This window comes from Bradyrhizobium sp. USDA 10063 (assembly GCF_054063735.1).
In genome coordinates this window covers 8,971,901-8,986,079 of the sequence record NZ_JBSSGP010000002.1, presented here as the reverse complement: position 1 = coordinate 8,986,079, position 14,179 = coordinate 8,971,901, and the positions used below count along the sequence as shown (strand labels likewise).

Sequence of the window (14,179 nt, the reverse complement as noted above, 5' to 3'; positions counted from 1 at the left end):
CCGCTATTTGACCAGTTTCAGGTAGGGCGGCAGCGGCCTGCCGGAGACCGACCTAACTTCCTGAGGCGGCCGCTCTTCCGGAGTCATCAGATCGCACAGCGCCTTGAGTTCGGCGTCGGTGACCTGATGCAGTTCCATCCTGAGTTCGAGGATGGCCAGCGACAGCAAACGCGCCGTTTCCGGACTTGCCTTGTCCGTGAGGAAGTCCCTGCACTCCTCAAGCGTCGCAAGCAGCGAGAGCAACCGTTCTTCGGTATGGGCAACCGGCATTTCTTCCGCTCCCGAACTTGCGAGGTAGATCCGCGGCGTTTCAGTTCTTCGCTTCATGGGCCTCTCCACAAAAGCCTGCTGGTGGTCGGGCGCGTGAATAGGCAGATGATCCAGAAATTTTGCGAAATTGTCCAGCGGGTGATTGGTCCTCTGTTTTCGTTCTAAAGCGCGGGCCGGGCGCGCGGCGACGCTGCTCCCTGTCAATTTTCCGCGAAATCCGAGCCGTTCAGGGGCCGTACAAGTACGGGGTGTAGAACGACGTATGCAGAGGCGAGGTAGTAAGCATGCGTCCAAAATCTGTGTCGATTGAACCCGTAGTAGTTGTGGTTTGTCCAATATTTTGCCAAATGTACATTGCGGGATATCGCAAGATGACCCGGGCGTTGACGACTTTAGGTAGTCCGACAGCGTCGGTATCCGGGTACTTCCAAAGCGCGTGGCGTTTGGCTACCATTCGACAGTCTGCTTGGAATGCCGTGGTTCGCCAGACGAACTCACGATCCGGACAAAGTTAACGCGGAAGTATGGACGAATCCCTGACCAATCTGCGCAGGGCCTCCCGATTTGAAGGACGGGTAACCAGAATGAACAGATCAGCAGCAAAGAAGATGAAGCAACGCAGTGCCGGCAAGCCCGACATTGAGTTGGGTAAGCGGATTCGCCTGCGGCGTGTGGAGCAAAAGATCTCGCAAGCGGAGCTGGGCGAGAAGCTCGGCGTCAGCTTCCAGCAGGTCCAGAAGTACGAGAAGGGCGTGAACCGCGTCGGCGCTGCTCGCCTTCAGCAGATCGCTGCCGCGCTCGACGTGCCTGTCACGTTCTTCTATGACGGCGACAACAAGTCGCGCGAGGTCGAAAGCCTCCTGTTCCTCGACAGCGCTTTCAGCCTGAGGTTGCTGCGGGCCTACAGCAAGATCAAGGACCAGACGGTTCAACGTCAACTGGTGTCCTTGATGGAGTCGATCGCCGCGAACGAAGGCTGAGCGGTCGGCCCTTCTCCGTTTCATGGCGCGGACCGCACCGATCCGCGCAAGCGGGTCGAGCCGTGGCGTAAGTCTGCACCGGGCTACGCGTTGGTTCGGATCGAAGCTCTGCTGAAGCGCTGCCATCGAGATGGCGGCGCTTTTTGCTTTTGAGATCGCGGATCTCAATGCGATGCGCGAAGACTCGTTTGGTCGAGCATCGGTACCTAGAGCGACAATTGGTCGCGCGATCGTCAGGGCCTGAGGGCCTCTCTTCTCGCGGGTTTGAAACTACAGCAGCGCCAGCACGGCCTTGGCGATGTCGGCGGTTCCGTTGCTGCCGCCGAATTCGATCGGCTTGATGCCGCCGGCATAGGCCTTGTCGACGGCGCGCTCGATCCGCTCGCCAGCCTCTGCCGCGCTCTCCAGCCCATGCTTGTCGGCAAGCCAGTCCAGCATCATCGCGATCGAGAGGATCATCGCAGTCGGGTTGGCCTTGCCCTGCCCCATGATATCGGGCGCGGTGCCGTGGCAAGGCTGAAACACCGCGTAGCGGTCGCCGATGTCGGCCGACGGCGCCATGCCCATGCCGCCGATCACGCCGGCAGCAAGGTCGGACAGGATGTCGCCGAACATGTTCTCCGTCACCAGCACGTCGAAATCCCATGGACGCTTCACCATGAGCGCCGAGCAGGCATCGATATAGAGATGGTCGGCCCTGACGTCCGGATGCCGTTTTGCCGTCTCGTCGAAGATCCCGCGGAAGAACGCAAAGGCCTTGAACACGTTCGCCTTGTCGACGCAGGTCAGCCCGCCGCCGACGCGGCGCCGCGCCTTGCGGCGCTCGGCGAGGCGGAACGAGAACTCGAACAGGCGCTCGGAGGTCCTGCGCGTGATCACCATGGTCTCGCGCGCCTCATCCTCGGTGACGACGCCCTTGCCCATCGAGGCGAACAGGCCTTCGGTCGATTCCCTGATCACGACGAAATCGATGCCGCGCTGCTCCGCGCCGACGATCGGGCTTGGCACGCCCGGAATCAGCCGCGCAGGCCGCACGCCGGCATAGAGATCGAAATGGAAGCGCAATTCGATCTGCGGCGCGATCTCGGTGTTGTCGGGGTAACGCACCGACGGCAGGCCGCAGGCGCCAAGCAGGATCGCATCCGCCTGCTCGCACAGCCTGACCGTCGATTCCGGCATCGAGGTGCCGGTCTGTCTGTAGTGGTTGGCGCCCGCAGGCGCCTCGGTGAAGCGGAATCGAAGCTCCGTCGTCGCCTCGATCTTGCGCAACACCTCGAGTGCCGGCGCCATCACCTCCGGACCGATGCCGTCGCCGCCGAGCACGGCGATGTGGAACGCGTTGTTTGCGGACATGGGATTTTCCATTCGAGGCGATGGAAGTTTTTTAACTCGTCATGGCCGGGCCTGTCCCGGCCATCCACGTTCTTCGCTGATCGACAGTAAGACGTGGATGCCCGGGACAAGCCCGGGCATGACGGCAGAGTACAGTGACGGGTTTACGGCGTCAGCACGGCGCGGCCAACCAGCTTGCCCTTCTGCAGTTCGAGCAGGGAGTCATAGGCCTTGGCGAGCGGCACTGGCGTGACCGGGATCGGCGCGATCTTCTTGGTCCGGACCAGGTCGAGCAATTCCTGCGTCTCGCGGAGGTTGCCGACATAGCTGCCCTGGATCGTGATCGCCTTGATCGGGATCAGCGGCAGCGGGAAGGTCGCGCCGCCGCCGAACAGGCCGACGATCACGAGCTTGCCGCCCTTGGCGAGGCAGTCGAAGCCGAGTTGCGTGGTCTGGGCGGTACCGACGAGGTCGATCACCGCGCGGATCGGCCCGCCCGTCTTTTTCGCCAATTGCTCCAGCGCATCAGGCGCCTTGCCGTCAACGGTGCCGAGCGCGCCGGCGGCTTCCGCCGCCTCGCGCTTGCGGGCATCGATGTCGACAACGATCGCGCCCTTGCCGCCCATCGCCTTCAACAGCGACAGCGCCATCAGGCCGAGGCCGCCGGCGCCGATGATCACGATCGGCGAATCGAAAGCGTATTCGACCTTCTTCAGCGCGCTGTAGGTGGTCACGCCCGAGCAGGCATAGGGCGCGGCGGTGACGGGATCGAGCCCTTTCAGGGTCAGAAGATACTTTGGATGCGGCACCAGCATGTGGTCGGCATAGCCGCCGTCGCAATAGACGCCGAGCGAGTTCGGCTTGACCGCACACATGTTCTCGTCGCCAGCAAGGCAGGTCGGGCATTTGCCGCAGCCGAGCCAGGGATAGACCAGCGCGACGTCGCCGGCCTTGAGGCCGCCGGTGTCGCCCGGCTTCACGTCCGGCCCGAACGCCAGCACCTCGCCGACGGTTTCATGCCCCATCGTGCGCGGCAGCGAGACGCCGCGATCCTTCAGCGACAGCGGCTTGCGCCCGTGGCCGAGGTCGTAGCCGCCTTCCCAGATATGCAGATCGCTGTGGCAGATGCCGGCCGCCTTCACCTTGATCAGTACCTGCGTCCCGGTCGGCTCCGGCGTCGGCTGGTCGACTTCCTTCAAGGGGGCGTTGAACTCGGCAACCTGGAAACTCTTCATCGTTGTTCTCCCGACATTTTCGTTGTTGCGGCAACATTGCCACGTCTGCCGACGCGAGACAAACCATGGCGTTGCGATGGATGCTGCGCTCCCTCTCCCGCCTGCGGCAGGGCTGGGGTGGGGGTGTCTCCATGATTCGCGCTGTCCGATCGTGTGGAGAGAGCCCCCACCCGGCGCTTCGCGCCGACCTCCCCCGCAAGCGGGAGAGGTGAGTGAACGCGCGGCCCGGCTCAAATGCGCATCATCTGCTAGCCTGCGAATGTGGCGATCTCGGCTTCGGACAGGCCCGCTTCCTTGAGATAGGCGCGGCTGTGCTCGCCGAGCGTCGAGACGCGCCTGGCGGCCGCAACCTTTGCCCCGGACATCCGGAACGGCAGGTTGACGACCTTGAAGGTCCCGCCGCCGTCCTCGACCTCGGCCAGGGCGCCGCGATGCGCGAGCTGCGGATCGGCCAGCGCCTGCGCGACCGTGCGATAGGCGGAAGAGGGCACGCCCTCCTCATTGAGCGCGGCGAGGCATTGTTCCGTCGTCACCCGGCGTGACCAATCCTCGACGCCCTCCATCAAGCTCGCCCAGTTTTCCCGGCGGTCGGAATATTTGGCAAATCGTGGATCGCTCACCCATTGGGGACGGCCGATCACCTGCATCAGGCTCTGAAACGTCTTCTCGCTGGCGATCGCGACCATGACGTAGCCGTCGGAGGTCTCGACGGGGCCGAACATTGGCCGCTGCGTCGGCTGCACCTTGAACTGCGCCCACTGCACCTCATTCAAGGTCAGGCTCAGCATCGCTTCAAGCATGGAGACGTCGATGTGTTGGCCCTCGCCGCTCCGGTGCCGCTGATGCAGCGCCGCTCCGATCGCGCCGAACGCATAGACGCCGCTCAGCACGTCGGCAATGTAGATGCCGCAATAGTCGGGCCTGCTCCGCCCGGCCTGATAGGCGAGATGCGCCATGTCGTAGCCGGAGGCGGCGTGAATGACCGGAGCATAGGCCGGCAAGCCGGCCGACGGCCCGGTCTGGCCATAGCCGGAGATCGAGCAATAGATCAGCCGCGGGTTGAGCTCGCGCAGGCTGGCATAATCGAGCTTCAACCGCCGCATCACCCCCGGGCGGAAATTCTCGACCAGGATGTCGGCGCTCCCGACAAGCCGGCGGACCACTTCCGCCCCTTCCGCCGACTTCAGGTCGAGCGTCAGACTTTTCTTGCCGACATTGAGCTGGCCGAACGCGGTCGAGCAATGATTGCGCACCGGTGGGCGGGTACGCATCATCTCGCCTTCGGCAGGCTCGATTTTGATGACTTCCGCTCCGAGGTCGGCAAGCATGCGCGTGCAATGAGGCCCGGCGATCGTGGTCGAAAAGTCAAGCACACGAAGGCCGTCAAGGCTCTTTGTCAAATGGCCCTCATCGTTCTCGACTATCGTCATTCGCAAAGCTCCCTCAGTCGTACCTCTTGTCGGCGCGGCGTGAACCTAGAGCATGATCCGGAAAAGTGGAAACCGGTTTTCCGAAAGGATCGTGCTTAAACAAGAAGGTGGAGCGGGATGACGTTCGAAGAAAAGTCATCCCGCGCCAGCGGAGCAGCTTCTACAGGGAAGCGTCTGATCCAGACCGGACTGGGCGGGGCCCTTTGATTTTGGTCAAAGGCAAATTGGACCCATTTTTGCATAGTTGTTTACAGGGTTGGAGCGAGGCGCTTTTTTGAGGGTCTTATTCGTCACAACTGAAATGGACGATTTCGTCCGCGTCGGCGGCCTTGCCGCTGTTTCCGCCGCCCTTCCCCGAGCCCTGCGTCCCTGGAGCGATGTACGGATCATGCTCCCCGGATATCGGGACGTGGTCGAACAACTCACTCATATTGAAATTGTTGGCAAATGCGCGCCGCTTGCGGAGATGCCAGCCTGCACCCTCGGCCGCGCTTCCACCCGCGACGGCATGCCGGTTTACGTCGTGCTGTGCCCGGAGCTCTACGACCGTCCGGGCAACCCTTACGGCGACGAGACGGGACGCGACTGGCCGGACAATGACATCCGCTTCGGGCGCTTCGCGTCCGCCGCGGCAGAACTCGCCGCAGGCAGTCTGGACAAGAATTGGGCAGCCGACCTCATCCATGCCAATGACTGGCAGGCCGCACTGGCGCCGGCCTATCTGGCCTGGCGCGGCGCACGCATCCCCTCGATCCTGACCATCCACAACCTCGCCTATCAGGGACTCTTCCCGAAGGAGTCGTTGCGGCGGATTGGCGCGCCGGAAAACTCATTCCACATCGACGGGCTCGAATTCTACGACAAGCTGTCCTTCCTCAAGGGCGGCATCGTCTATGCCTCGCACCTGACGACCGTCAGCGCGACCTACGCCAAGGAGATCACGACCGTAGAGCTCGGCTGCGGGCTCGAGGGCCTGCTCCGCATCCGCTCCAATGCCGCGCAGCTCACCGGCATCCTCAACGGGATCGACGAGAGCTGGGACCCGCGTTTCGACGCCAAGCTTGCGCAGCAGTTCGGCGCCGGCGACTGGGTCGGCAAGCAGGCGAACGCGGATTACGTCCGCAAGCAGTTCGGCCTCGCCGTCTCCCGCGGACCGATGTTCGGCGTGGTCGCCCGCCTGGTCCACCAGAAGGGCGTCGACCTCGTGCTGTCTGCGGCCGACGAGATCGTCGCGGCCGGCGGGCAAATCGTCGTCACCGGCTCCGGCGAGCCCGGGATCGAGCAGGCGCTGGTGGAGGCGCACCGGCGGCGGCCGGACGCGATCGGGGTCGCGATCGGCTTCAACGACGCCCAGGCGCGACGGATCTTCGCCGGCAGCGATTTCACGCTGATGCCGTCGCGCTTCGAGCCCTGTGGCCTGAGCCAGATGTATGCGCAGCGTTTCGGCTCGCTGCCGATCGGTCACCAGACCGGCGGGCTGGCCGAGACCATCAAGGACGGCGAGACCGGATTTCTGTTCCCGCAGCCGTCGGCGGAATCCTTCCTCGGCGGCGTACGCCGGGCATTCGAGGCGTTCGTCGCCAAGGACCGGCTCGATACCATGCGCCGCAGCGCAATGTCGCGGAGCTTCAGTTGGAGCATCTCGGCCGCCCTGTACAACGCACTTTATCGCAAGCTGGCGTTGCCACAGGTCGTCAGCGGCTGACCGGCGTCACTCCGCCGCCTGCGGCATGATCTCCATCTGTTCGTGCAGGATGACACCCGACAGCGGATCGAATTCACCGATCCAGGGGGCGCGCTGCAGCACCGCCTTGGTGTGCGTGTAGCCGGCATCCCAGCGTTTCATGATGCCGGACGGACTGAAATCTATGTCCTTGGTGTGGGTCTCGCAATCGAGCTGCGGCGCGAGCAGCCTGACCACATGCATCCGGGTCGGACAACCGTAGCCAGCCAATTCGCGCACCGCCTCGCTATTGCGGTCGGCTTCCGGCAACCTGGCGACCAGCTCGTTGATGACGTGGCGCAGCCGGTGCGCCTGCTGCTGGCGCGCAATGTGGCTCAAGATCCGGCTGGAATATTGCACGTCCTTGTGACGGTTGAGCACCTCCGCCATCGTGGTCGGCTCCGCACCGTGCGGATTCCAAAGGTGCACCGCGAAGATCAGCGAGCTCTTGCGCGGATTGTCGTCGAATACGGCTTCCGTCGGCGTGTTCGACAATATTCCGCCGTCCCAATAGAGTTCACCATCGATGCGGATAGCGGGAAAGGCCGGCGGCAGCGCGCCGGAGGCCATGATGTGCCCGACTCCGAGCCTGACATCGCGGCTGTCGAAATAGCGCATCTGGCTGGTGCGGACATGGGCGGCGCCGATCGTCAGCCGCGGCGAGCAACGATTGACGAGATCAAAGTCGACGAGTTCGGCAAGGGTCCGCTCCAGCGGCGCGGTCGAATAGTATCCGGCCTTGTCGGCGCCGAGCGGAAAGGAATCGCCGGCATGAGCCAAGGGGTTCGGCCGGAAGAAGCCGGGAATGCCATTGGTCACGGTCGACCAGTACGACAGCTTTTCGTTGAAGCCGGGAAAGATATCGCGAAAGCTCCAGACCGGCGACTGCTCCATTTTCTTCCAGAATTCGCGCAGGCGCGGCATCCGGTTCTGCGGCGAGTTGCCCGCGATCAGGCTCGCATTGATCGCGCCGATCGACGTGCCGATGATCCAGTCCGGCTCAATGCCGGCTTCATGCAGCGCCTGATAGACCCCAGCCTGATAGGAGCCGAGCGCCCCGCCCCCCTGCAGCACCAGCACGACCTGGCCCGGCCCGGCATCAAGGCCTAGGGGAGAATTCCTGTCCTTTGCGTTGCTCATGTCACACTGCCTCCACCTCTGATGTTCGCCCGTGCCGGAGATCCGTTACGATCACGTTTCGGTGTGACGTCCAGCCGCTGGCGCACAGTGAGTGCCGGCATAATCTGCCCCGCAGGCGAATATCGGAAATACCCGTTTGCTTCCGAAACCATAGGCGGGCGCTATCGCGGTTCTGGTGTTATTGCCAGCGAGTTTCCGCTAACCTTCACCCCGGATCGGCCAGGGCAGTACGATCATGGAGATGCATCAGGTCAGGTATTTCCTCGCAGTCGCGCGGCTGTTGAACTTCACGCGCGCCGCCGAGGAATGCAATGTCACGCAACCTTCGCTGACGCGCGCCATCAAGCAGCTCGAAGGCGAGCTCGGCGGCGACCTGTTCCGGCGCGAGCGGCCGGCGGCGCAATTGACCGAGCTCGGCCAGCGCATGCATCCGCTGTTGCTGCAATGCTATGACGCGGCCGCAGGCGCGCGAATGCTGGCATCGTCCTTCAAGAGCGGCGAGATCGGCGCATTGCGGATCGCGCTGACCCATGCGATCGACCTGTCGCTCCTGATTCCGCATCTCGACCAGATCAAGCGGCAGTTCAACCGGCTGGAGTTTCGCTTCCTGCGCGGCAGCAGCCACGAGGTCGGCGAATACCTGAAGAGAGGCGAAGCCGAGCTCGGCCTCGCCGCGGAACTCGGCGACGATTGGGACCGGCTGGACACCTGGCCGCTGTTCACGGAAGACTTCTATCTGGTCATGAGCAGACATCATCCGCTGGCCAACCGCGACAGCATCGGCTTCGACGACATCAGATCCGAGCAACTGCTTTCCCGGAATTATTGCGAGCATTCCGAGCGGCTGGCGCGATCGCTGCGCGAGCGCGGTATCGCGGTCGATCGCAGCCACGAGATCTCCTCAGAACGCGACCTGATCGAATTGCTGGAGGCCGATATCGGGATTGCGGTGATCCCTCATACGAGCGCAATTCCGGATACCCTCAAACGCACCGCGCTCGATGGACTGGACTCCCGACGTACCGTGAATCTTTATGGCGTCGCGGGACGCCAGCGCACCGCCGTCGCTTCCACCGTCATGCGGATGCTCCGTGGCGCCGACTGGCAGCATGTCCTGGGCCGCACGGCGATCGCCTAGGCCTCATCTTTGCTTCCACGGCTAGCGCGGCTCGTCCGCGCTTTTCACAGCGGCAATGAGATCTTCGATCTGCATCCGCCTGCGGAAATCGGGATCGATGAAGCGCGCCTTCACGATTCCATCGCGGCCGACCACGAAGGTCGCCGGGATCGGCAGCACCCAGCCGTCATTGCCGTGAAAGCCGGACAGGTCGAGATAGGACAACAGCCGCTGGATTTCGGCGCCCAGCCAGACCGCAAGATTCAGCGACAATGCGTAGCCGTTGTCGAGATCGGTCAGCACGGGAAATCGCGCGCCAGAGTCCGATTTGAATTGTTCGGCGTATCTCTGCGTCTCGGGCATGATCGCCACGACCTGAGCTCCCAGCGCCTTGATCCGGTCCTGAGCCTGCACCACCGCATTGACGCTCAACCTGCAATAAGGGCACCAGTGCCCGCGATAGAACATCACCACCACGGGCCCTTCTGCGGTCAATGATTCCAGACTGACCAACCGGCCGGCCTCGTCCGGAAGCACGAAGAGCGGCATCATATCGCCCGGTCGCGGCGCATTCTCGCCGCCGCCATTCTCGCGAAGCCGCGCGACCAGACGGTCGACGGCCTCGCTATAGGCAGGAAAGATCTCGCGACCGGCCGCAGCATACGCCTCCAACTGCTCGCCAAGCGTACCATCCATGTCGCGGCAGCACTGAAACGCGTCCCTGAGGCGTTCGGCGTCGGCAGGCGAAAGCTGGGTCATCTCTGGCTCCGACCGATCAATCGAGTTCGATATTATTTGCGGCGATCGGCCGCCCGCAAGGGGCGGCCTCGCCGGCCGGGCCTCAGGGTCGATAGAAATTGCCGGTCGGATCGAGCGTGCCCGAAACCGAATAAAGCTGGCCGCCATCCATGAAAAGGATGGTGTTGTTGGGCACCCTGGTGGCGTGCTTCATCATCGCCTGGTGGTTCTTTTCGCCCGGTGCCATGGCCATCGCGGTCATCTTCCCGGGACCGGCGTACATGTAGGCCATGCCGGGGTTGAACTCCCAGGCCACCTGCGAAAGCGCCGAAGTGGCAATCACGGCGAACGCCGCGGCGACGATGACGGTCTTGACTGGTTTGCTCATGGGATCCTCTCGCTGGATGGGACGCCCGACAACCGGGCGCCTGCCCCATCAAGGGCTCGAACCTTCGAAACTAGAAATGCCGTTGGCCAATGGGTTCGATAGCCGCCAAGCATCGTAACCTGACAACGGTTCATAGCGCGGCGCTATCGAGTCGAGAGCCAGCCGGCATTTCATCCGACGCGATCCTTCGACGAAGGTGACGCCATAGCCGGCCGGCATATCCGCCGCCGAAGCAAAAGGGAGATCACGACATGTCCGGCATCCATGCACGCCTGCCCTGGCGCCGCCTCGCGGTCGCCGCCGCCATCGCCGGATCGATGGCCTCAACCTCAGCCGCGCGCGCCGGCGAGTGTCCGGCCGACAAGATGAAACCCGATGTCCGCGAGAAGGTCGACGCCAAGGCGGTCGGCGTCAGCGACGTCACCCTCGGCTCGATCAACCTCGAAAAGCAGCCGGCCCATATCAGGGATCGCGAACTGCGCTTCCGCAAGCTGACAATCGAGCCCGGCGGCATCGTGCCCTGGCACAGCCATGACGACCGCCCGGCGCTGATCTTCGTGCAGCAGGGCGAGATCGTCGAATATGCCAGCAATTGCGCCGAGCCGATCGTACACAAGGCCGGCGACATCCGCCCCGAAGTGTCCGGCACGTCGCACTGGTGGAAGAATCTCGGCAACGAGACCGTCATCCTCTATGTCGGCGACATCAGGAAGGATCCGCACGACCACAATATGTGACGAGCGCCAGCCCCAGCCTCGTCACCGGATGTGACGTCCTGGATTCCTCGTGCCGCCCACACGCCCAGGCGTCACATCCTCCCTTCTTTCGAGAATATCGCCATGACCGACCTGACCGCACACATCGAAGCCGAGACGATGGAGATACATGACCGCTCGCCAGGCATGGCGCTGCGATCGCTCGTCATCGGCATGACCGCGTTCCTGACGGTCGTGGATCTGTTCGCAACCCAGGCGATCCTGCCCTCGCTCACCCGCCACTACAACGTATCTCCAGCCGCGATGGGCGTTGCGGTCAATGCGAGCACGCTCGGCATGGCCGTCGCAGGCCTTGTGATCGGCATGCTGAGCCCGCACATCGACCGGCGGCGAGGCATTCTGACAAGTCTCCTCCTGCTCGCGGTGCCTACCGCCCTGCTCGCCGTTGCTCCCGATCTCACCACCTTCACGGCGCTCCGCATCGCGCAGGGCCTGTGCATGGCCTCGGCGTTCACGCTGACACTGGCCTATCTCGGCGAACGGTGTAGCGCGACCGATGCAGCGGGCGCGTTTGCGGCCTATGTCACCGGGAATGTCGCGAGCAATCTGGTGGGCCGGCTCATGTCCGCCGCGATTGCCGATACATTCGGATTGGCCCCGAATTTCTGCTTCTTTGCGCTGCTCAATGTCGCAGGCGCAGTTCTGGTTTATTTCACCGTCGCCCGAGCGAAGCCAATGCACGAGATGAAGACGACGATCTCGCCGCTGCAAGCGACGATCGAGCATTGGCGCAACCCCTCGCTACGTGCCGCCTTCGCACTCGGATTCTGCATCCTGTTCGCCTTCATCGGCACCTTCACTTTCGTCAATTTCGTCCTCGTGCGCCCGCCGTTGTCGCTCGGTCGCATGGACCTCGGCCTGGTCTATCTGGTCTTCCTTCCGTCGATCGTGACGACGCTATTTGCGGGAACGGCGATCGCGCGCTTCGGCACGCGGCCGGCGATCTGGGCAGCGCTTGCGGTTGCCGGGATCGGCCTGCCGCTCCTGCTGTCGTCGCGTCTTTGGCTCGTGCTGAGCGGCATGATCCTGGTCGGCGTCGGAACCTTCTTTGCACAGGCCTGCGCGACCGGCTTCGTCGGCCGGGCGGCCAACGGAAACCGCGGCGTCGCCAGCGGGGTCTATCTGGCCTGCTATTTCCTTGGCGGCCTCGTCGGCAGCGCCGTGCTCGGCCAATTGTTCGACCGATTGGGGTGGCCGGCCTGTGTAGCCGGCATCGCCGCATCGCTCGCCGTGGCTACGGGGCTCACCGTGCGTCTGGCGCCCTCGCCACTCGCCGGGTCTCCGGCATGATCGAGAAGATCAGCAGAAGGCCGAGGGCGGCGATACCCGCAAGGCCAAGGAACGCAATATTGCTGCCGAACTTGTCGCTCACATAGCCGGCGAGCACCGTGCTCAGCGATGCGCCGATCCCGGTCGCGGTGCCGACGATGCCCTGCGCCAGGTTGAAATGGCCGCTGCCGAAGGCGACGTCGGCCACGATGAGCGGCACCATGACGCTGAACACCGCCGCGGTAATGCCGTCGAAGATCTGCACGGCCACCAGCAGATAGGGATCGCGCACGGTTGCAAACAGCACGCCGCGGATCACGAGCGCGCCAAAGGCGAGCAGGAGCAGCGGCCGCCGGCCCCAGGCCTGCGCCTTGCGTCCGACCGAGGGCGAGGCCAGCGCCACGATCGCCTGCGGCACAATGATGCACGCCGCGATCAGGACCGGCGCCCATTGGCTGGAGCGCATCGTCACCACGCCCGCCATCAGCGGCAACATCGCCGCATTGGCGAGCTGGAACAGGAGCACACTGAAAGCGAAGATCAACAGCGGCCGCTTGCTGCACAAGGCGAGCACGCTTGTCGCCTTCTTGTCGGGGACCTCGCGGACGATGGCGCCATGCGCCTGTGCGACGTCGATCTCCTTGTCGCGGATCCGCGACAGCGCGATCAGGGTCGGTATCGCCAGCATGAAGGTGACCAGGAACACCGAGCGGCTCGAGATCAGGTAACCGGCAGCGCCCATCAGCGCCGCCGCCGAACCGTTGCCGAGCGAGGCAAAACGGGCATTGCGCCCGAGCCGCTCGCCGATCGCGTATGGCCCAACCAGACCGAGACTAATCGCTGCAATCGCCGGCCCGAGCACGCAGCTTGCGAGCGCGTGCAGGGTCGCCGCCGTCACCACGACCGGGAAGATCGGCCACACCGCATAAGCCAGGGCGGCGCAGCCGATGGTCGCGACCGCGGCCCCGGCGACAAATCGTTCGGAGCGTGCCGCATCGACGATAGCGCCGCCGGGCATCTGCCCCAGCAATGCGATGATGCCGCCGATCGACAGCACGAAGCCGATCTCGACCTGGGTCCATTTCTGCGTGGTCAGGTAGACCGCCACGAACGGGCCGAACCCGGTCTGCACATCGGCCAGGAAGAAGATGAACCAGTCCAGACCGCGCTGGCTCTGGGGTGAAGGTTGCCGCGACGGGTCTGGTGCCGGCAACTCGGGCACCAGTGGCGCACCGTGATCGTCCGCCGTCGACCGCCTGCGATCGCCGCCAATCCTGTCCGGCAGAGAGGAGGGACGAGCGATCAATGTATCTCCGACTTTAATGGTCATATTGCCATGGACGCAAACTGCCGGCGGCGCCGAGCACGATGAGGGGCGTATCCTCCTTGTATTCCGGCGCCGCGCTCACCTGCTCCTTGTTCAGTTCCAGCGTGATGCTGTCGCTCTTGTTGGCGACCTTGCCGAAATGCAGTGCGTTCCAGTCAACGACGATCTTGCGGCTGCCGACACCGAGGAAGCCGCCGAAGTCGATCACGGCGGCGCGCACGGTGCCTTCGCGATCGACGATCACGTCCACGATCCGTCCCATGTCCTCATTGGCAGCGCTGCGCACGTCGCGCCCGAGGATGCCATGCGCATCCCTGGCGCCGATCACCGTCACCGAAGGTGGAGGCGCCGGTTCCTTTTGCGCAGCCGGCGGTTTGGTCGGCGGCGGTGCCGCCGGATCATCGGCCGCTTGTGCGGCCGCAATAGCGGCAAAGGCCGCAGCAACAATTGTCAT

14 protein-coding genes are annotated in these 14,179 nt (G+C 63.8%); 5 read left to right on the top strand and 9 right to left on the bottom strand.

The window, feature by feature from the left end; translation table 11 throughout:
* Positions 1-3: 3 nt before the first annotated feature.
* Positions 4-474 (bottom strand): hypothetical protein, encoded by a 471-nt coding sequence (locus ACVJGD_RS43870; RefSeq protein ID WP_456639898.1) that lies wholly within the window; start codon positions 472-474, stop codon positions 4-6.
* Between the two features lie 380 nt (positions 475-854).
* Between ACVJGD_RS43870 and ACVJGD_RS43865 the strand changes: the two genes are divergently transcribed.
* Complete coding sequence (locus ACVJGD_RS43865; RefSeq protein ID WP_130222530.1) at positions 855-1,250, top strand: helix-turn-helix domain-containing protein; 396 nt, start codon at positions 855-857, stop codon at positions 1,248-1,250.
* A 270-nt stretch (positions 1,251-1,520) separates the two neighbouring features.
* Here the strand turns inward: ACVJGD_RS43865 and ACVJGD_RS43860 are convergent, their stop codons facing one another.
* The 3 genes from ACVJGD_RS43860 to ACVJGD_RS43850 form a co-directional block, all read right to left on the bottom strand.
* Positions 1,521-2,603: an isocitrate/isopropylmalate dehydrogenase family protein gene (locus tag ACVJGD_RS43860; RefSeq protein WP_456639897.1), complete on the bottom strand. Its 1,083-nt coding sequence runs from the start codon at positions 2,601-2,603 to the stop codon at positions 1,521-1,523.
* 143 nt (positions 2,604-2,746) lie between these two features.
* Entirely contained in the window at positions 2,747-3,817 is a 1,071-nt protein-coding gene (locus tag ACVJGD_RS43855; RefSeq protein WP_456639896.1) for an alcohol dehydrogenase, read from the bottom strand.
* Between the two features lie 248 nt (positions 3,818-4,065).
* Entirely contained in the window at positions 4,066-5,247 is a 1,182-nt protein-coding gene (locus ACVJGD_RS43850) for a CaiB/BaiF CoA transferase family protein (protein WP_456639895.1), read from the bottom strand.
* Between the two features lie 274 nt (positions 5,248-5,521).
* Between ACVJGD_RS43850 and glgA the strand changes: the two genes are divergently transcribed.
* Positions 5,522-6,952, top strand: coding sequence for a glycogen synthase GlgA (gene glgA, locus ACVJGD_RS43845; RefSeq protein ID WP_456639894.1), 1,431 nt, complete (start codon positions 5,522-5,524; stop codon positions 6,950-6,952).
* Between the two features lie 6 nt (positions 6,953-6,958).
* Here the strand turns inward: glgA and ACVJGD_RS43840 are convergent, their stop codons facing one another.
* On the bottom strand, positions 6,959-8,110 hold the full coding sequence (locus ACVJGD_RS43840; RefSeq protein ID WP_456639893.1) for a patatin-like phospholipase family protein: 1,152 nt from the start codon (positions 8,108-8,110) through the stop codon (positions 6,959-6,961).
* 235 nt (positions 8,111-8,345) lie between these two features.
* On the opposite strand from ACVJGD_RS43840, the gene ACVJGD_RS43835 reads away from it, so the two are divergent.
* On the top strand, positions 8,346-9,248 hold the full coding sequence (locus tag ACVJGD_RS43835; RefSeq protein WP_456639892.1) for a LysR family transcriptional regulator: 903 nt from the start codon (positions 8,346-8,348) through the stop codon (positions 9,246-9,248).
* 21 nt (positions 9,249-9,269) lie between these two features.
* Here ACVJGD_RS43835 and ACVJGD_RS43830 read toward each other — a convergent pair whose 3' ends face one another.
* Entirely contained in the window at positions 9,270-9,986 is a 717-nt protein-coding gene (locus ACVJGD_RS43830) for a peroxiredoxin-like family protein (RefSeq protein WP_456639891.1), read from the bottom strand.
* Between the two features lie 82 nt (positions 9,987-10,068).
* Positions 10,069-10,353: a hypothetical protein gene (locus ACVJGD_RS43825; RefSeq protein WP_456639890.1), complete on the bottom strand. Its 285-nt coding sequence runs from the start codon at positions 10,351-10,353 to the stop codon at positions 10,069-10,071.
* A 317-nt stretch (positions 10,354-10,670) separates the two neighbouring features.
* Between ACVJGD_RS43825 and ACVJGD_RS43820 the strand changes: the two genes are divergently transcribed.
* Both ACVJGD_RS43820 and ACVJGD_RS43815 read left to right on the top strand, forming a co-directional pair.
* Entirely contained in the window at positions 10,671-11,090 is a 420-nt protein-coding gene (locus ACVJGD_RS43820) for a cupin domain-containing protein (RefSeq protein ID WP_456640577.1), read from the top strand.
* A 102-nt stretch (positions 11,091-11,192) separates the two neighbouring features.
* Complete coding sequence (locus tag ACVJGD_RS43815; protein ID WP_456639889.1) at positions 11,193-12,419, top strand: MFS transporter; 1,227 nt, start codon at positions 11,193-11,195, stop codon at positions 12,417-12,419.
* Here the strand turns inward: ACVJGD_RS43815 and ACVJGD_RS43810 are convergent.
* On the bottom strand, positions 12,373-13,728 hold the full coding sequence (locus ACVJGD_RS43810; RefSeq protein ID WP_456639888.1) for an MFS transporter: 1,356 nt from the start codon (positions 13,726-13,728) through the stop codon (positions 12,373-12,375). The genes ACVJGD_RS43815 and ACVJGD_RS43810 overlap by 47 nt on opposite strands.
* On the bottom strand, positions 13,718-14,179 hold the full coding sequence (locus tag ACVJGD_RS43805) for a PRC-barrel domain-containing protein (RefSeq protein ID WP_456639887.1): 462 nt from the start codon (positions 14,177-14,179) through the stop codon (positions 13,718-13,720). The genes ACVJGD_RS43810 and ACVJGD_RS43805 overlap by 11 nt, the downstream gene beginning before the upstream one ends.